Below are 17,520 nucleotides of genomic sequence, written 5' to 3' on the forward strand. Positions count from 1 at the left end.
GGGCTCAGGCCTCCGGAGTCGTCCCGGCGCCGTCCTTCGCGGTGGGCACCCGGCACCTCAGCTCCGTCTCCGCTTCCAGCGCGGTGAGGTTCTCGCGCATCGCCTTCGCCCAGCGGGCCCGGGGCTGCTCCATCAGCTTCTCGTGCGCCAGGTCGATGGTTTCGCTCAGCTCGTCGTCGGACAGCTCCGCCGTCGTCTTCCCCTTGTGCGGGCCGAACGCCACCACCACGGGGCTCGCCTTGGGGCGTTCGGGCGCCACGGGGACGGCGGCGGGGGCCACCGGAGCCAGGGGCACGTCGATGGAGAGCTGCTGCGTCTCCACCTCCGCGGGACGGGCTTCCGCTGGGGCCGGCGCCGGAGCCAGGGTGGGGAAGGACGCCTTCATGGGGCCGGGCTTGGAGCCCAGCACCTCGTAGGAGCCCGCCGGGGGCACGGGCTCGTCGTGAGCATGGCCGTGGGCGTCGAATTCCTCCGCCGGCATCTCCTCGCGCACGTACAGGCCGCCGAAGGCCTCCGGGTACGCCTTGCGCAGCGCCGCCACCCGGGCGCACTTCTCGATCATCGTCGTGGGGATTTTCGCCCACAGCGGCGTCTGCTGGACGTAGCCGGCGAAGTCCAGCCACACCACCACCGGCAGCTTCCCCTCGCGCACCACCCGCGACCAGGCACCCACGAGCGCGCCCTTGCGCTTGGCCGGGTTGAAGCGGTGCACCACCTCGCCCTTGCCCTGGTCCACGACGATTTCGTCCTCGGCGAACACCGCGCTCGCCTGGATGCCCTTGAAGTCCGGGAAGCGCTCCGCCCGGGCCAGCATGCCGGCCTCCGAGGGCTGGAACTCGTACTTCGTCACCCAGTTGGGCCGCTCGCGGTTGCCCACGTTCTGCCGGCGCGCCACGCAGAAGGCTTCCTTGAGGAGCGGATCCAACCCGCTGCGCTTGCACTGCTCGATGAAGAGGGCGAACTCGTCCTCGCTGATTCCCCGGGGGCAGATGGTCCGTTTCACCAGGTCCACCCGCTCCCGGTTCCAGGCCGCGCCCTGGAGCGACGTCGTTCCATCCGCCTTCACGTTGGCTTCCATCACTGTCATCTCCTGCATCCGCTCCACGAAAAGGACGGGCGACCCTCGCCCGCCCACCTGGTTGCCGCCGCGACGTCGCAGCCCACCCGTGCGGGCAGGGGCTCCCCCGGGCCGGTGCTACAGGCCTGAAGCGCGGATCGCGGCGTGGATCAACATGCAGGTGGGGCAGCGCCTTCGCATCGTCGCGGCGATCCAGGATTGGTCGGCAGCACGCCGGCCATCCGGTCTCCTTGCGAAGAATCAAAGGGGGGTGCAGAAACGTTTTGACAGCGCGCGTGGCGACGGGTATTCACCGCCGCCATCGACGTCGCGCAGCCAACGCGTCGAGGCCAAGCAGTCGGGAGCGTAGCTCAATTGGCAGAGCAATGGACTCTTAATCCATAGGTTGTGGGTTCGATTCCCTCCGCTCTCACTCGCAGGGCCCCTTCAGGAATGAAGGGGCCCTGTTTCTTTTCCGGCGTCCTATGCGCCGGAAGGGCCCTGTCCCACCCGGAAGTTTCGCGGTAGGACAGTTGCCTGTCGCGCCGGGCGGGTGGCGAAACTGGTAGACGCGCCAGACTTAGGATCTGGTACCGCAAGGTGTGAGGGTTCGAGTCCCTCCTCGCCCATTTCGCGTTGACCCGTTCGTGCCTATCCCCTAAAGCCGCACGTCCCACTTTCCGGTTGCCGCCCGGGCATCAAGACCCGTGGGTGGCGAGCGAGGCCCGCATGAAGGTCCAGGTCGAAGAGCTTTCTCCCATCGAGAAGAAGCTCTCCATCGAGGTCGACAACGCCCGCGTGGCGGAGGAACTCAACCGCGCGTATGCCGCGCTCAGCGGTCAGGTGAAGCTGCCGGGTTTCCGCCAGGGCAAGGTTCCCCGCCGCATCCTGGAGCAGCGCTACCGCGAGCAGGTGGAAGACGACGTCATCCAGCGCGTGGTGCAGAAGGCCTATCTGGAGGCCGTGCGTGAGCACAAGGTGGAGGCCGTCGCCTCGCCCCAGGTCACCAACTCCGGCATCAAGCCCAACGCCCCCTTCAACTTCGAGGCCCGCGTGGAGGTGAAGCCGCGCGTGGAGGCCAAGGACTTCGAAGGCGTGTCGCTCACGAAGATCGACGCCTCCATCTCCGATGAGGCGGTGAACGAGCAGATCGAGCGGATGCGCCAGAACGTCGGCCGCGTGGAGCCCATCACCGACCGCGACGTCGCGGCCTCCGGCGATCAGGTCACCATCGACTTCGAGGCGAAGGTGGGGGGCAACCCGTTCCCCGGCAGCAAGGCGGACGGCATCGGCGTGCGCGTGCAGGCGGGCGAGCTCATCGAGGGCAACATCCCCCAGTTGGAGGGCGTGAAGGTCGGTGAGTCGAAGGACGTCGAGTACACCTTCGGCCAGGACTACCAGGTGGAGGACATCCGCGGGAAGACGGCGACCTTCCACATCACCGTCAAGGAGCTGAAGAAGTCGGTGGTGCCGGAGCTGGACGACGCCTTCGCCAAGGAGTCCGGCGTCGCGCAGACGATGGACGAGCTGCGCGCGAAGATCCGCTCCGACCTGGAGAAGGGCAAGAAGAACCAGGCCCAGGTGGACGAGCGTGACGCGCTCATCAAGGCCCTGCTGGAGAAGAACCCGTTCGAGGTTCCCCGCGCCATGGTGGAGCGCGCCATCGACTCCATGATGGAAGGCGCCTTCCGCCAGATGCAGCGCCAGGGCATCGACCCGCGCCAGCTCAACCTGGACTTCAACCGGCTGCGCGAGGAGATGCGCGAGAAGGCCGTCCTGGAAGTGAAGGGCACGCTGCTGTTCGAGGCCATTGCCCAGCAGCAGAACATCCAGGCGTCCGACGAGGACGTGAAGAAGCGCATCGAGGACCTCGCCATCGAGGCCAACCAGCCCGTCGCCCAGGTGGAGAAGTACTTCAAGGGCCCGGATGAGCGGCTGGGGTTGTCTCTCCGACTCCGTGAGGAAAAGACGATTGAATTCCTCAAGGGTCGGGCGAAGTATTCTTGAGGCTTTTCTCCCAGTAAGGCTCAGGCGCTCCTTCTAGAGGTTCATCCGACATGCCCTTCATGCCCGTCCCCTACGTCATCGAGCAGACCCACCGGGGTGAGCGCTCGTACGACATCTACAGCCGGCTCCTGAAGGACCGCATCGTGATGCTGGGAACGGAGATCGACGACGATGTGGCCAACGCCATCGTCGCCCAGCTCCTGTTCCTGGAGTCCGAGGACCCGGACAAGGACATCAACCTCTACATCAACTCGCCGGGTGGCTCCGTCACGGCGGGCCTCGCCATCTACGACACGATGCAGTACGTCAAGGCGCCGGTGTCCACCATCTGTGTGGGCCAGGCGGCCTCCATGGGCGCGGTGCTGCTCCTGGCCGGGGCGAAGGGCAAGCGCTACTCCCTGCCCTCCAGCCGCATCATGATCCACCAGCCCCTGGGCGGCGCCCGCGGGCAGGCGACGGACATCGAAATCCAGGCCCGTGAAATCCTCCGGATGAAGGCGAAGCTCAACGAGCTCATCGTCAAGCACACCGGGCAGACGATCGAGCGTGTGGAGAAGGACACGGACCGCGACTACTTCATGAGCGCGTCCGAGGCGAAGGCCTACGGCATCCTGGATTCCATCCAGGACCCCCGCAAGGTCGCCGGCGTGAAGGTGGAAGAGAAGAAGTAGACAGAACGGTCCGGGGTGACAGGGACTCGGCCGGCGGCCGGGGGTGCTGGGAATGTCTTCCCGCGCCTCCGGCCTTCTTCTTTCCGCGTCGCGGTTATTTTCTCCTTGTTAAGTACCCGGAAGGTGCGTGGACGTCCCGGATGGGGGCTGACTAGATTGGGCAGGGGACCGGACGCGAAGTCGGTTGGGGCCTTACAGGCAGCGAGGGATTTCATGGCGGGTAAGAACGTGGAGAAGCGAGACAACCAGACCCTCTGCTGCTCGTTCTGCGGAAAATCGCAGAAGGAGGTCAAGAAGCTCATCGCGGGCCCGACGGTCTACATCTGCGACGAGTGCATCGGGCTGTGCAACGACATCATCGCGGAGGAGATCGACCGCGAGGAGACCAAGGACACCAAGCTGCGCATCCCCCGGCCCTCTGAAATCAAGGCCGTGCTGGACGAGTACGTGGTGGGCCAGGAGCGGGCGAAGAAGACGCTGTCGGTGGCGGTGCACAACCACTACAAGCGCATCGAGTCCAAGGTCGCCATGGACGACGTGGAGCTGCAGAAGAGCAACATCCTGCTGCTCGGCCCCACGGGCTCCGGCAAGACGCTGCTCGCGCAGACCCTGGCGCGCATCCTCAACGTCCCCTTCACCATCGCGGACGCCACGTGCCTCACGGAAGCCGGCTACGTGGGCGAGGACGTGGAGAACATCATCGTCAACCTGCTGCAGGCCGCCGACCACGACATCGAGCGCGCGCAGCGGGGCATCGTCTACATCGACGAAATCGACAAGATCGCCCGCAAGTCGGAGAACCCGTCCATCACCCGCGACGTGAGCGGTGAGGGCGTGCAGCAGGCCCTGCTGAAGATCATCGAAGGCACGGTGGCCAACGTCCCGCCCAAGGGCGGCCGCAAGCACCCGCAGCAGGAGTTCCTGCAGGTGGACACCACCAACATCCTCTTCATCTGCGGCGGCGCGTTCGGCGGCCTGGAGCAGGTGATTGAGCGCCGCATGGGTGGCCGCAGCCTGGGCTTCGGCGCGGAGATCCAGTCGCGCAAGCAGCGCAACCTGAGTGAGCTGCTGCGTCAGGTGGAGCCGGAGGACCTGCTCAAGTTCGGCATGATTCCGGAGTTCATCGGCCGTCTGCCCATCATCACCGCGCTGGAGGAACTGGACGAGGTCGCGCTGGTGAACATCCTGGGCGAGCCCAAGAACGCGCTCACCAAGCAGTACCGCAAGCTCTTCGAACTGGACGGCGTGTCGCTGAAGTTCACCGACGGCGCCCTCAAGGCCATCGCGTCGGAGGCCATCCGCCGCAAGGCCGGCGCCCGTGGCCTGCGCTCCATCCTGGAGACCGCCATGCTGGACGTGATGTACGAAATCCCGTCCCGCAAGACGGCCCGCGAGGTGCTCATCTCCGAGGAGGTCATCCTCAAGAAGAGCGAGCCCGTGGTGCTCCACTCCCAGGACAACAAGGAGACACCGGAGCCGAAGAAGGAATCCGCCTGAGCCCGCGCGGCGGTTGAACGCCGCCGCGGAGACATGACGGGGCGCGTCACGGTACACCGCGAGCAGGAGCGCGGCCCGGGACGCGCCCTTCGTCGTTTCAGGGGAACGCAGGCGGGAGGCCGAGCCCGCATTTTTTCCGGGCCGGGCGCGGGGCCTTCTTGTATCTGCTGTGCCCCATGAGAACGCTCCTCATGCCTGCCCTGCTGTTGCTCTCGGCCTGCACTTCCACGAAGGAGGCCACGCGCGAAGAGGTTCCTGCTTCCGCGTCGTCTGCGGGCAACAGCGCTCCGGCCCAGGAGGGCCCTTCTCGCATGGCCTACCCGGTGACCCGTTCCGACGCGGTGGTGGACACGCTGCATGGCCAGCAGGTGGCGGATCCGTACCGCTGGCTGGAGGACGAGAAGTCCCCCGAGGTGCAGGCGTGGATGAAGGCGCAGGACGGCCTTGCCCGTTCCGCCATCGACACCATGCCCGGCCGCGACGCGCTGGCGAAGCGCTTCAAGGACCTGTTCTACGTGGACTCGGTGTCCGCGCCCGCACGGCGGGGCCAGCGCTACTTCTTCATGCGCACCCACAAGGACAAGGAGAAGGCCATCGTCTACTGGCGCGAAGGCGAGTCCGGCCAGGAGAAGGTGCTGCTCGACCCGAACGGGTGGAGCAAGGACGGCACCGTGTCCCTGGGCACGTGGGCGCCCTCATGGGACGGCAAGCGCGTGGCCTTCGCGCAGAAGCCCAACGCCGCGGACGAGGCCGTCCTCCACGTGATGGACGTGGCCTCCGGTGAGTGGTCCAAGGTGGACGTGATTGAGGGCGCCAAGTACGCGACGCCCCACTGGACCCCGGACGGCAAGGGCTTCTATTACGAGTGGCTGCCCACGGACGCCTCCATCCCCGTGGACGCGCGGCCGGGCTACACCACGCTCAAGTTCCACGTGCTGGGCCAGGATCCGAAGAACGACGTGGTGGTGCACGAGCGCACCGGCGACCCGACGACGTTCCTCCAGGGCGACCTGTCGCGGGACGGCAAGTACCTCTTCGCCTCCGTGCTGCGCGGCTGGAGCGAGAACGACGTCTACTGGAAGCACCCGGCGGACAAGGACTGGCGCCTGCTCGTGAAGGGCAAGGGGGCCAAGTACAACGTCATCCCCTGGAAGGACCGCTTCTACGTCGTTACCGACGAGGGTGCCCCGCGCCAGCGCGTGTTCGGCGTGGACCCGAAGAAGTCGGAGCGCGCGAACTGGAAGGAGCTGGTGCCGGAGGACCCGAAGGCGTCCCTGGAGGGCGTCTCCCTGGTGGGCGGCCACCTGGCGCTGGAGTACCTGAAGGACGCGACGACGGAGCTGCGGATCGCCACGCTGGAGGGCAAGCCCGTGCGCACGGTGACGCTGCCGGGCGTGGGCGCCGCCAGCAACCTGATGGGCCTGGAGGACCAGGACGACGCCTACTTCGCCTTCAGCTCCTTCACCACGCCCCGTCAGGTGTACCGGACGTCGGTGAAGAGCGGGAAGGTGGACCTGTGGGCGAAGGTGGAAGTGCCCATGGACCCGGACGCGTACACGGTGGAGCAGGTGTTCTACCCGTCCAAGGACGGCACGCGCGTGCCCATGTTCCTCGTCTACAAGAAGGGGCTGAAGAAGGACGGAAACGCGCCCACGCTGCTGTACGGCTACGGCGGCTTCTTCGTGAACATGCAGCCCACCTTCCGCGCGAGCATCCTGCCGTGGCTGGACGCGGGCGGCATCTACGCGGTGGCCAACCTGCGCGGCGGCGGCGAGTACGGCACCGCGTGGCATGACGCGGGCAAGGGGGCGAACAAGCAGAACGTGTTCGACGACTTCGCCGGCGCGGCCGAGTTCCTGGCGAAGGAGAAGTACACGCAGGCCAAGAAGCTGGCCATCTACGGCGGCAGCAATGGTGGCCTGCTGGTGGGCGCGGCGATGACGCAGCGGCCGGAGCTGTACGGCGCGGTGGTGTGCGGCGTGCCCCTGCTGGACATGGTGCGCTACCACCTGTTCGGCAGCGGGCGGACGTGGGTGCCGGAGTACGGGTCCGCGGAGGACGCGGCCCAGTTCAAGACCCTGTACGCCTATTCGCCGTACCACCACGTGCGTCAGGACGTGAAGTACCCGGCGCTCCTGATGATGTCGTCGGACCACGACGACCGGGTGGACCCCATGCACGCACGCAAGTTCGTCGCGCTGGTGCAGAACGCGAAGGGCAATCCGGCGCCCACGTTGCTACGAATCGAAGCGAACGCGGGCCACGGTGGGGCGGACCAGGTGGCCAAGGCCATTGAGTCCAGCGCGGACATGTACGCCTTCCTCTTCCAGGTCCTGGATGTGGCTCGCCCGGTGGGCGGGGTGGCGACCGAGGGCCGGTAAACCCCTGGGAGGACATGCTCCCGGGTCCCGGTGTTCCCTTGAAGGCAGGGTGCGGACCCCCCATCTTGTGACGGGAACGGGGGCCGCGACCGGCGTGTTATAGAGCGGTGTTTCACCCTGCATGCGCGCTCGGCGGGCATGTGGGCAACTCTTGAAGGGCCTGCCCGTCTGGCAGGCCAGCGGGTGGCGGATACATGTTCTTCGGACGTGACGACAAGAAGGAAGCCCAGAAGCGGGGACTCACCATCCCGCTCTTGCCCCTTCGGGACATCATCGTGTTCCCGCACATGGTGGTGCCGCTGTTCGTCGGACGTGAGAAGTCGATCGCGGCCCTCAAGGACGCGATGGCCCACAAGGGTCCGGATGACAAGGCCGTCATCCTGCTGGCCGCCCAGAAGAAGGCGAAGACCAACGACCCCTCGCCGGACGACATCTTCCACTTCGGCACCATCGGTCACATCATCCAGCTCCTCCCGCTCCCCGACGGCACCCTCAAGGTGCTGGTGGAGGGCGTGCGCCGGGCCAAGGTGAAGAAGTTCCACCCGAACGACGCCTTCTTCATGGTCGAGGTGGATGAGGTCGAGGAGACGCAGGAGAAGAGCGTGGAGCTGGAGGCGCTGGTGCGCTCCGTCCACTCCGTCTTCGAAGCCTTCGTGAAGCTCAACAAGCGCATCCCGCCCGAGATGCTGATGCAGGTCGCCAGCATCGACGACCCGGCGCGTCTCGCGGACACCATCGTCGCGCACCTGTCGCTGAAGCTGAACGACAAGCAGGCGCTGCTCGAGACGGAGTCCCCGGCGAAGCGGCTGGAGAAGCTCTACGAACTCATGCAGGGCGAGATCGAGATTCTCCAGGTGGAGAAGAAGATCCGCACGCGCGTCAAGAAGCAGATGGAGAAGACCCAGAAGGAGTACTACCTGAATGAGCAGATGCAGGCCATTCAGAAGGAACTGGGTGAGCGCGACGAGTTCAAGAACGAGATCCAGGAGATTGAAGAGAAGCTGAAGAACAAGCGGATGAGCAAGGAGGCCACGCTCAAGGTCAAGAAGGAGCTGAAGAAGCTCCGGATGATGAGTCCGATGAGCGCCGAGGCCACGGTCGTCCGCAACTACATCGACTGGATCATCAGCCTGCCCTGGTACGACGAGACCCAGGACCGGCTGGACGTCACCGAAGCGGAGCGCGTGCTCAACGAGGACCACTACGGCTTGAAGAAGCCGAAGGAGCGCATCCTCGAGTACCTCGCCGTGCAGCAGTTGGTGAAGAAGCTGAAGGGCCCCGTGCTGTGCTTCGTCGGCCCCCCGGGCGTGGGCAAGACGTCGCTGGCGCGCAGCATCGCGCGGGCCACGGGCCGCAAGTTCGTGCGCCTGTCCCTGGGCGGCGTGCGCGACGAGGCCGAAATCCGCGGCCACCGCCGCACGTACATCGGCGCGATGCCGGGCAAGCTCATCCAGTCCCTGAAGAAGGCGGGCAGCAACAACCCCGTGTTCCTCCTGGATGAGATCGACAAGATGTCCACGGACTTCCGTGGCGACCCGAGCGCGGCGCTGCTGGAGGTGCTGGACCCGGAGCAGAACCACAACTTCAACGACCACTACCTGGACCTCGACTACGACCTGTCCAAGGTGATGTTCATCTGCACCGCGAACACGATGCACAACATCCCCGGTCCGCTGCAGGACCGCATGGAGGTGATTCGCATCGCGGGGTACACCGAGCCGGAGAAGCTCTCCATCGCGCGGCGCTACCTCATCCCGAAGGAGCAGGAGGCCAACGGGCTGGCGGACCTGAAGATCGACATCAGCAACGACGCGCTGAAGACCATCGTGCACCGGTACACGCGTGAGTCGGGCGTGCGTTCGCTGGAGCGTGAGATTGGTGGCGTGTTCCGCAAGATCGCCCGCGACGTGCTGAAGAACGGCAAGCGGGACCTCATCGAGGTGGACCGCAAGCAGGCGATGAAGTTCCTGGGCACGCCCCGCTTCCGCTACGGCATGGCGGAGAGCGAGGACCAGGTGGGCATCGTCACGGGCCTCGCGTGGACGGAGCTGGGCGGTGAGATCCTCACCACGGAAGCCACGTCGATGCCGGGCAAGGGCAAGCTCATCATCACGGGCAAGCTGGGCGAGGTGATGCAGGAGTCGGCGCAGGCGGCCATGTCCTACGTGCGCAGCCGCGCGGAGCGCTTCGGCATCGACCGCAAGGTGTTCGAGAACTACGACATCCACATCCACCTGCCGGAAGGCGCCATTCCCAAGGACGGTCCGTCCGCGGGCGTCACCATGGCCACGGCCCTGGTGAGCGCGCTCACCCGCGTCCCGGTCCGCCGCGACGTGGCGATGACGGGTGAAATCACGCTGCGCGGCCGCGTGCTGCCCATCGGCGGTCTGAAGGAGAAGACGCTGGCGGCGCACCGGGCGGGCATCAAGACGGTCCTCATCCCGAAGGCCAACAAGAAGGACCTGAAGGACATCCCGCTGAAGATCCGCAAGCAACTGCGCATCGTCCCGGTGGAGTTCGTGGACGACGTGCTGCGCGAGGCGCTGCTCCTGGAGAAGCCGGAGGAGTTCGGCCGCAAGGGCGCGGGCGACAACCTCAAGGGCGGCCTGTCCGTGGCGGAAGTGGCCTCTACGACCACGGCGGCCCCGACCTGAGGGGCTGAGCCTCGGGGCCCGTGAAGGGCCTTGAGGCGGGTGGTACCGAAGCCAGGATGCCGGCCGACCCTGCGTCGGTGGGCTTCCTGGCTTCTCTTTTTGCGGGCGGGTCGGGGTACAACGCGGGCGGTGGCTCCTCGCGCTCGAATCATTGGGTACTCCCTGGTGCTGGTGATGGTCGCGGCCTGCGGGCCCTGCGGCTTCCAGCCCGAGCCGGGCGTGAAGGTGGTGGTGCCGGCGATGCCCACCACGCTCGACTGGAGCCATTCGGATCCGATGAGCTGGGTGAACTACCCGGTGATGCTCGCCACGCAGAAGGGGCTCACCACGCTGGGCCCGGACCACTCCGTGCGGCCCGGCCTCGCGGAACGGTGGGAGCGCGTGGCAGACGCTTCCGGGCGCGAGGTCTACACCTTCCACCTGCGCGTGGATGTGAACTGGTCCGACGGTTCACCTGTCACCGCGCGCGACTTCGTCTTCGGCTGGCACCGGGCGCTGGTGGGCCGCGAGCGCGGGGAGATGGCGGACCTGGAGGGCGCGGAAGCAGTGCTCGCGCTCCTGGAAAGCGGGGCGCCGCCGGCGGAGGTCCAGGCCGCGCTGTCCCGCGTGGGCGTGGAGGCCGTGGATGCGCGGACGCTGCGGGTGACGCTGGCGCGGCCCCGGAGCTACTTCCTGGCGCGGCTCGCGAACGTGTACCTGTTCTTTCCCGCGCCGTCGGTGGACCTGGAGGGGAAGTCGGACGAGGCGGTGCGCGACTACTTCGACCGGCCTCGCGATGGGCGTCCGCTGGCGGTGGGGCCCTATCGCGTCGAGCGCTGGGACCGCGCCGGGGAGCGCGTGCGGCTCGTGTACAACCCGCTGAGCGCGTTTCCTCCGCCCATGGGGCCGGGGGAGAAGCCGGCGCAGGTGCTGACGCTGATGAAGTCGGAGATCGGCCCGGCGCTGTATGAGCGCGGGCGCGTGGACTTCGTCTTCGTGGACAGCGCGGCGGCGCTGCGGGGGATGCGGCCCGCGGACCTGAAGCGCGAGCCCCTGCTGTCCACGTACTTCCTCGGCTTCAACACGGAGCGGCCGCCGCTGGATCGGCCCGAGGTGCGCCAGGCGCTGGCGCGGGCGCTGGACCGCGAGGCGCTGCTCGCGGGACTGCTGCCGGCGGCGCGCGCGACGAACGTGCTGCTGCCCCCGGAGCTTCCGGACGCGGCCACGCCCGAGCAGGCCGCGCGACTGCCCCACTACGAACCGGAGCGCGCGAAGGCGGAGCTGGCGGGGGTGAAGGGCCTGGACCGGCCGCTGCGGCTGGTGGTGAAGGCGGGGGATTCGTTCGTGCCGGAGGAGGCGCTGGCGGAGCGCATCGCGGCGCAGCTCGCGCGGGTGGGGGTGCAGGTGGTGGTGGATTCGCGTTCGGACTTCTCCGCGGAGGTGGCGCGGCGTACGCCACAGGGGGCTCGGGCGTATGACCTGTACCTGCGCCGGCTGGGCGCGGACTACGCGCATCCGAATACGTTCTTCACGCTCTTCGAACGGCAGGGCAATCACCAGACCGGCTGGGAGACGCAGGGCGGTGGTGAACCGATGCAGCGCTTCGAGCAACTGCTGGAAGCGGCGGACGGCGACGCGGATGCCGCGCACGCGCGCGAGCTGTACGCGAAGGCCCAGGAGGTGCTGGTGGGCGAGCAGGCCGTCATCGCGCCGCTGTACCACCCGGACCGCTACTTCCGGGCGCGGGCGCGGCTGCACGGGTTGGACGTGGATCCGTTCAACTTCCTCGCGCTGCGCGCCCTGCGGCTGGGCCCGGATGAAGCGCCCTCGGCCCGCGTGGAAGGGCAGGGGCCCTAGCGCATGCGCCTCATCGCGACGCGTCTCGTGCGGCAGCTCGTGCTCGTGCCGGTGGTGGCGGTGGCCTCGTACTACCTGATGGCCGCGCTGCCGCTCACCACGGAGAGCGACACCAAGCGGCAGGTGTCTCCGGAGCTGGCGGCGTCGTACCAGCGCGACCTGGGCATCGGAGAACCCCTCGGCTTCCTTCGCCCCTGGCAGAAGCTCTTCGCCGGGGAGCGGTTGGGCACCAGCGCGCAGGGCATCACCGGGGATGAGCTCCTCCAGAAGCTCTCCGGCAGCGTGGGCGTGGGCCTTGTCGCATTGCCCCTGGCGCTCGCGTGGGCGGTGGCCTTCGCGCTCCTTCGCACGCGGTGGCGGCGCGGACGGTGGGCCGTGCTGGGCGATGCGCTTCCCGCCATCGCCTTTGGCACCCCGGTGTTCATCCCCGCGCTGCTGCTCGCCCCTTCCGTGGTGGAGCGTGGGCACCTGCTGCCGGAGCTGTGCGCGGCCGTCGTCATCGCCATCTGGCCCGGCACCTTCCTGGGCACGCTCGTGGGCGACGCGCTGGAGACGGAGCTGTCGCGCGACTACGTGCGCACCGCGCTCAGCAAGGGGCTGGACCCTGGCACCGTGATGCGCCGCCATGTCCTTCCCAATGTGTGGCCGGCGCTCCTGGACGCGGTGACGCCCGTGGCCACCGCGCTGCTCGCGGGCTCGTTCGCCGCGGAGCGCGTCTTCGGTCTGCCGTACTTCGGCCAGCTCTACGTGCTCGCCGTCCTCAACAAGCAGGTCGCCGTCGTCGTCGTGTCCACCACCACCTTCGCCACCGTGCTCGTCGTCGTGAGCCTCACGGTGGAGCTGCTGCGCGTGCTCGTGGATCCGCGCGCACGGGAGGCCCGCGCATGAAACGCGTTCCCCTGCGCGCCTGGGTGGGACTTGTCCTGCTCGTGGGCCTGGGCGTCCTGAGCCTCGTGGCCGGCCGCCTGTTCCCCGAATCCCTGGCACAGACCTGCCCGCTCGGCTGGGACCTGAACCGCCCCGACCGCAGCGTGTGCGAGCTGGCCTTCGGAGGCTTGTGGGTGTCCCTGGCCGTGGGCCTGGCCGCGGGCGCGTTCTCCACCGTGCTGGGGCTGGGCGTCGCGGCGCTCGCGCGGTTGTCCGGCGGGGTGACGGAGCAGGTGCTGCTGCGCGCGGTGGACGCCGTGTTCGCGCTGCCGGACGTGCTCGTGGTGATGGTGCTCCAGCTCGCCGGCCAGTCGCTGATGGACGCGGGCCTGGGTGGGGGCCTGGGGCCCTTTGGCTTGATGGTGACGTCCCTGGCGCTGGTGGGCTGGGCCGGCCCCGCGCGCATGTTCCGGGACCGCCTGGCCACGCTGGAGGGCCAGGAGTACGTGGCCGCCGCTCGCGCCCTGGGTGGCGGGGGCGTGCACGTGCTTCGCGTGCACCTGTGGCCCCTGCTGCGACCGTTCGTACTGGCGGTGTTCTTGAGCCGCCTTCCCAGCGCCATCCTCACCGAGTCCACGGTGAGCTTCTTCGGCATCGCCCGGATGGAACCCATGTCCCTGGGCCGCTACCTGGGCACCTCCTACGCGGCGCTCATCTACGAGGGTGGCGGCCGCGTCGTTCTTCCCGCCTGGGGGCTGCTCGTCCTTCTGGTGCTTGGCGCCTCGCTCGCTTCCCAGGCGTTGGGGGGAGGTCCCCGTCGGCAAGTGTGAGGAATGCAGCACATGGGCGCAAAGGTTCCCTACGAACGGAACCCCTTTGCCCCCTGGTGAACACCATGTCCCTCCCCACGGAAGAAATCCCCCTCTCGCCTGCCCGTGAAGAGCGTCCGCGCGACGACGGACTTCGGAAGGAAGCCGTTCGCCACTCCGTGCTGGTGGTGGAGGACGACGCCGCCCACCGCGAGCTGCTGGTGGAGATGGTGAGCCAGTGGGGCTACGACGCCATGCCCGTGGGCAGCGCGGAAGAGGCCGAGTTCGCCGTGCGCAACAAGCGCATGGACGCGGCCATCGTGGACGTGTTCCTGCCCGGCCGCAGCGGCACCACGCTCATGTCCAAGCTGCGCGAGCGCTTCCCGCAGGCGGTCCTCATCGGCGTGAGCGCGATGAGCGACGCGACCACCGCGCGCAAGTGCAAGAGCCTGGGCGCGGACCTGTTCATCGGCAAGCCGCTGAATCCGGAGAAGCTGGCCACGGCGCTCAAGTCCAAGCACCACAGTTGGCACTGACGCCGCGCCGCTGAAACAGCGAGGGAGCGGGTTCCGGTTGCACGCCCTGGCCGGACGGTCGATGCTCCCCGTGTGAAGAACCTCGCTTCCGGCTTCCTGCTGGCCATGCCCCAGCTTGGAGACCCGAACTTCTACCGGTCGGTCATCTTGATGATCGAACACGGGGAGACGGGCTCCATGGGGCTCGTCGTGAACCGGGGAGCGCCCCTGACGCTCGGTGAGCTGGCGCGCGGTCAGTCGATGGAGATCTCGACCGACCGCGTGTCGCAATCGGTGTACGTGGGCGGCCCGGTGGAGCCCCAGCGGGGCTTCGTCCTGCACGACGACGCATCCGTGACGGAGAAGCACGCCGTCATGCCCGGCCTCTTTCTCAGCGTCACCCTGGACGCGCTGGGCCCCCTGCTTCAACGGACCGAGCCGCGCGTGCGCTTCTGCCTGGGGTACGCGGGCTGGGGTCCCCGGCAGTTGGAAAGCGAGATCGCCGCCGGCTCCTGGCTGTATGCCGACGCCACGGTGGACGCGGTGCTGGGGACAGAACCGTCGAAGCTGTGGGATGCCACCCTGCGCGGCCTGGGTGTGGACCCGGCCATGCTGGTGATGGGAAAGGGAATGAACTGATGCTCGACGCCGAGACGCTGCGCCGTTACCTCCTCGAGGCCCTGCCGGGCTCCGAGGTGGAGTTGAACGATACGACCGGCACGGGGGACCACTTCGAGGCGCGCGTGGTCAGCCCCGCGTTCACGGGCAAGACGATGGTGGAACAGCACCAGCTCGTGTACGCGCCCCTGCAGTCGTGGTTGAAGTCCGGCGAGCTGCATGCGCTCGCGCTCAAGACCTATTCGCCCGAACAGTGGAAGAAGCTCGGGCCCCGCTGAAGCAAGGAGCAACGTTCCATGGATGAGACGCTCAAGGCCCATTTCGACCAGACGGTGAAGTCGCACCCCATCGTGCTCTTCATGAAGGGCAACGCGCTGTTCCCCCAGTGCGGCTTCTCCGCGCGGGCGCTCCAGATTCTCCAGCCCCTGGGGCCGGTGCACACGGTGGACGTGCTGGCGGACCCGCTGGTGCGCCAGGGCATCAAGGACTACTCCAACTGGCCCACGATTCCGCAGGTCTACATCCACGGGAAGTTCGTGGGCGGCTCGGACATCCTGGCGGAGCTGGCCGAGCGCGACGAGCTCCAGGCCCTGGTCGCCGCCGGCGGCAAGTAGGCGCATCACCCCGAAGCAGGGGGGCGTGCGGGCCCGGGGGAGACCCGGACCCCGTCCCCCGCTTAGGATGGGCGGCGGTCGCCTAGAGGGGTTCCGCCGCCGTGCTCACCGTCACACCTCCTGATTCCAAGCCGCAGGACGAGTCCACCGAAGTGCCCGGGGTTCCGGTGGCGGCGGACGTGCCACCGCCCGCGGCGAACGTCGCCGTCGCCACGTCGGCCGCCGTCGTGGACCCGGACGACCTCGTCAGCACGGACAAGACGCCCACGCTGGTGGACCGCGTGCAGGCGTTCCGCGCGAAGCACGAGAAGCAGGAGATGGCCCTCTTCTTCTTCGCGGGCTTCCTCTACGACGTCCTCACGCTGAGCCCCATCGACGACAAGCAGACGGTGGCGCAGAACTTCGTCTACCTGGTGTTGCTCGCGGGCCTCCTGCTGCTGGAGCAGCGCTACGCGGAGGGCGCGGAGCCGCCGAAGCTGCTCGCGAAGGTCTGGCGCTTCCGCGAGGACGCGCTGCACTTCCTCCTGGGCAGCCTGCTCAGCGCCTTCACGCTGTTCCTGTTCAAGAGCTCGTCGGGCATCACGCCCCTGCTCTTCCTCGCGGTCATGTTCTCGCTGCTGGTGGCCAACGAGCTGCCGCGCTTCCGGCAGTTGGGGCCCGTCATCCGCGTGGCCCTCTTCAGCCTGTGCGTGACGCTCTACTTCGCGTCGCTGCTGCCGGTGCTGCTGGGCCGGGTGGGGTGGTGGATCTTCACGCTGTCCGTGACGCTGGGCTCCGGCAGCATCTACGGCATGCTGCGCCTGCTGAAGCGCTGGCGTCCGGATGAGAAGGCGCTCCTGCGCACGGTGGCGGTGCCGGGCTTCGGCGCGCAGGCGGCGCTGCTCGCGTGCTACTTCCTGGGCGTGATTCCGCCGGTCCCCCTGGCGGTGCAGTACAGCGGCATCTACCACCAGGTGAAGCGCGTCTCGCCGGGCGTGTACCACCTGACGTCGGAGGAGCGGCCGTGGTGGAAGGTCTGGGCGCTGTGGCACCACGGCGACCAGGACTTCACCGTGCGGCCCGGCGAGCAGCCCGTGTACTTCTTCCGCATCTTCGCGCCCAAGGGCTTCGAGCGCTACCGCGTGCGCGTGCGCTGGTACTTCGACCATCCGCAGAAGGGCTGGACGCAGCAGGGCAACGGCTACCTCGCCACGGTGAGCAGCAACGGCACCGAGGGCGGCTACCGCTACTACGCGCAGCCGGGCACCACGCCGAAGCCGGGCGACTGGCGCGTGGTGCTGGAGACGGAGGACGGGCACGAAATCAACCGCCTGGGCTTCAACGTCACGCCCGACACGCGCACCGAGCCGCGCCCCGTCATCGTGGACGTGTCCGCGCTGAAGGTCATCAAGCCCATTCCGCTGGCGGAGTGGGAGAAGAGCCATCCGCGCGCGGCCGCGAATCCCCTGCATGACCCACTGCCGCCGTCGCCCGAGCCCCAGGGCGTGGTGGAGCCGGGGCCTACGGCGCCTTGAGCAGCGTCACCTGACCCAGCAGCACCGGGACGGCCGTCTCCACGCGCAGGATGCGGGGGCCCAGGGAGAAGGGCTGGAAGCCGTGGGCCTCCAGCAGCTCCGCTTCGAAGGGGACCCAGCCTCCGTCCGGCCCGATGGCGAGCACCACCCGCCGCGCCTGGGCCACGCCCACCGCCTGCAATGGCTGCCGCGCCGGAGGGTGAGGGAGCAGGCGCAGGGCTTCGGTGCCGAAGACCGCCTCCAGTTCGTCCTCGACGAAGGGGCGGAAGCGCTCGCGCACCAGGACCTCTGGGGGGCGCGTGTCCCGGGCCTGCTCCAGGCCCTGGAGGAGCAGCTCGCGCACGAAGGCGGCATCCAGCGTGGCCACGCCCACCGACAGCGTGACGGGGACGACCTGCTTGTCGAACTCGAAGCGCTGCCGCTCCACCAGCTTGCGCACCTTCTCCGCGAGTTGCCGCGCGCCGCCCAGGGTGATTTCGG

The 17,520-nt window shown here is 68.1% G+C and carries 15 protein-coding genes and 2 tRNA genes; 15 read left to right on the plus strand and 2 right to left on the minus strand.

Features of this window, described 5'->3' with window-relative positions:
- Positions 1-4: 4 nt before the first annotated feature.
- Positions 5-1,078, minus strand: a complete 1,074-nt coding sequence (bet, locus tag D7V88_RS12725) for a phage recombination protein Bet (protein WP_120540904.1) — start codon at positions 1,076-1,078, stop codon at positions 5-7.
- A 339-nt stretch (positions 1,079-1,417) separates the two neighbouring features.
- On the opposite strand from bet, the gene D7V88_RS12730 reads away from it, so the two are divergent.
- From D7V88_RS12730 to D7V88_RS12800, 15 genes are all read left to right on the plus strand, one after another.
- Positions 1,418-1,490, plus strand: a tRNA-Lys gene (locus D7V88_RS12730).
- A 114-nt stretch (positions 1,491-1,604) separates the two neighbouring features.
- Positions 1,605-1,686, plus strand: a tRNA-Leu gene (locus D7V88_RS12735).
- Between the two features lie 100 nt (positions 1,687-1,786).
- On the plus strand, positions 1,787-3,064 hold the full coding sequence (tig, locus tag D7V88_RS12740; RefSeq protein WP_120540905.1) for a trigger factor: 1,278 nt from the start codon (positions 1,787-1,789) through the stop codon (positions 3,062-3,064).
- Between the two features lie 50 nt (positions 3,065-3,114).
- Positions 3,115-3,735 carry an ATP-dependent Clp endopeptidase proteolytic subunit ClpP gene (gene clpP, locus D7V88_RS12745; RefSeq protein ID WP_120540906.1) on the plus strand — a complete coding sequence of 207 codons (621 nt, stop codon included), beginning with the start codon at positions 3,115-3,117 and terminating at the stop codon, positions 3,733-3,735.
- A gap of 213 nt (positions 3,736-3,948) precedes the next feature.
- A complete protein-coding gene (gene clpX / locus D7V88_RS12750) occupies positions 3,949-5,232 on the plus strand; it encodes an ATP-dependent Clp protease ATP-binding subunit ClpX (RefSeq protein WP_120540907.1) in 1,284 nt (427 codons plus the stop codon).
- Positions 5,233-5,543: 311 nt separating this feature from the next.
- A complete protein-coding gene (locus D7V88_RS12755; RefSeq protein WP_120540908.1) occupies positions 5,544-7,613 on the plus strand; it encodes a prolyl oligopeptidase family serine peptidase in 2,070 nt (689 codons plus the stop codon).
- A 194-nt stretch (positions 7,614-7,807) separates the two neighbouring features.
- On the plus strand, positions 7,808-10,267 hold the full coding sequence (lon, locus tag D7V88_RS12760; RefSeq protein WP_120540909.1) for an endopeptidase La: 2,460 nt from the start codon (positions 7,808-7,810) through the stop codon (positions 10,265-10,267).
- A gap of 174 nt (positions 10,268-10,441) precedes the next feature.
- Positions 10,442-12,103 (plus strand): peptide ABC transporter substrate-binding protein, encoded by a 1,662-nt coding sequence (locus D7V88_RS12765; RefSeq protein WP_120540910.1) that lies wholly within the window; start codon positions 10,442-10,444, stop codon positions 12,101-12,103.
- Positions 12,104-12,106: 3 nt separating this feature from the next.
- Positions 12,107-12,991: an ABC transporter permease subunit gene (locus D7V88_RS12770; RefSeq protein ID WP_120540911.1), complete on the plus strand. Its 885-nt coding sequence runs from the start codon at positions 12,107-12,109 to the stop codon at positions 12,989-12,991.
- Positions 12,988-13,800: an ABC transporter permease subunit gene (locus D7V88_RS12775; RefSeq protein WP_120540912.1), complete on the plus strand. Its 813-nt coding sequence runs from the start codon at positions 12,988-12,990 to the stop codon at positions 13,798-13,800. Before D7V88_RS12770 ends, D7V88_RS12775 begins: the two co-directional genes overlap by 4 nt.
- A 65-nt stretch (positions 13,801-13,865) precedes the next feature.
- Positions 13,866-14,315, plus strand: a complete 450-nt coding sequence (locus D7V88_RS12780) for a response regulator (protein ID WP_120540919.1) — start codon at positions 13,866-13,868, stop codon at positions 14,313-14,315.
- A 72-nt stretch (positions 14,316-14,387) separates the two neighbouring features.
- Entirely contained in the window at positions 14,388-14,933 is a 546-nt protein-coding gene (locus D7V88_RS12785) for a YqgE/AlgH family protein (RefSeq protein ID WP_120540913.1), read from the plus strand.
- Positions 14,933-15,190: a BolA family protein gene (locus D7V88_RS12790; RefSeq protein WP_120533154.1), complete on the plus strand. Its 258-nt coding sequence runs from the start codon at positions 14,933-14,935 to the stop codon at positions 15,188-15,190. Before D7V88_RS12785 ends, D7V88_RS12790 begins: the two co-directional genes overlap by 1 nt.
- 18 nt (positions 15,191-15,208) lie before the next feature.
- The gene (gene grxD / locus D7V88_RS12795) at positions 15,209-15,526 is read left to right on the plus strand and encodes a Grx4 family monothiol glutaredoxin (RefSeq protein WP_120540914.1); all 318 of its coding nucleotides are present in this window, start codon (positions 15,209-15,211) and stop codon (positions 15,524-15,526) included.
- A 101-nt stretch (positions 15,527-15,627) separates the two neighbouring features.
- Positions 15,628-17,040 (plus strand): DUF2914 domain-containing protein, encoded by a 1,413-nt coding sequence (locus D7V88_RS12800; protein WP_120540915.1) that lies wholly within the window; start codon positions 15,628-15,630, stop codon positions 17,038-17,040.
- Here the strand turns inward: D7V88_RS12800 and D7V88_RS12805 are convergent.
- A partial coding sequence (locus D7V88_RS12805; protein WP_120540916.1) for an RsmE family RNA methyltransferase occupies positions 17,027-17,520 on the minus strand: 494 nt, incomplete at its 5' end. The genes D7V88_RS12800 and D7V88_RS12805 overlap by 14 nt on opposite strands.

This window comes from Corallococcus terminator (assembly GCF_003611635.1).
In the GTDB taxonomy this organism is placed as follows: Bacteria; Myxococcota; Myxococcia; order Myxococcales; family Myxococcaceae; genus Corallococcus; species Corallococcus terminator.

Coding starts and splice junctions, on each gene's coding strand:
- bet (WP_120540904.1), bottom strand. CDS start 1,078: ATGGAAGCCAACGTGAAGGCGGATGGAACGACGTCGCTCCAGGGCGCG.
- tig (WP_120540905.1), top strand. CDS start 1,787: ATGAAGGTCCAGGTCGAAGAGCTTTCTCCCATCGAGAAGAAGCTCTCC.
- clpP (WP_120540906.1), top strand. CDS start 3,115: ATGCCCTTCATGCCCGTCCCCTACGTCATCGAGCAGACCCACCGGGGT.
- clpX (WP_120540907.1), top strand. CDS start 3,949: ATGGCGGGTAAGAACGTGGAGAAGCGAGACAACCAGACCCTCTGCTGC.
- D7V88_RS12755 (WP_120540908.1), top strand. CDS start 5,544: ATGGCCTACCCGGTGACCCGTTCCGACGCGGTGGTGGACACGCTGCAT.
- lon (WP_120540909.1), top strand. CDS start 7,808: ATGTTCTTCGGACGTGACGACAAGAAGGAAGCCCAGAAGCGGGGACTC.
- D7V88_RS12765 (WP_120540910.1), top strand. CDS start 10,442: ATGGTCGCGGCCTGCGGGCCCTGCGGCTTCCAGCCCGAGCCGGGCGTG.
- D7V88_RS12770 (WP_120540911.1), top strand. CDS start 12,107: ATGCGCCTCATCGCGACGCGTCTCGTGCGGCAGCTCGTGCTCGTGCCG.
- D7V88_RS12775 (WP_120540912.1), top strand. CDS start 12,988: ATGAAACGCGTTCCCCTGCGCGCCTGGGTGGGACTTGTCCTGCTCGTG.
- D7V88_RS12780 (WP_120540919.1), top strand. CDS start 13,866: ATGTCCCTCCCCACGGAAGAAATCCCCCTCTCGCCTGCCCGTGAAGAG.
- D7V88_RS12790 (WP_120533154.1), top strand. CDS start 14,933: ATGCTCGACGCCGAGACGCTGCGCCGTTACCTCCTCGAGGCCCTGCCG.
- grxD (WP_120540914.1), top strand. CDS start 15,209: ATGGATGAGACGCTCAAGGCCCATTTCGACCAGACGGTGAAGTCGCAC.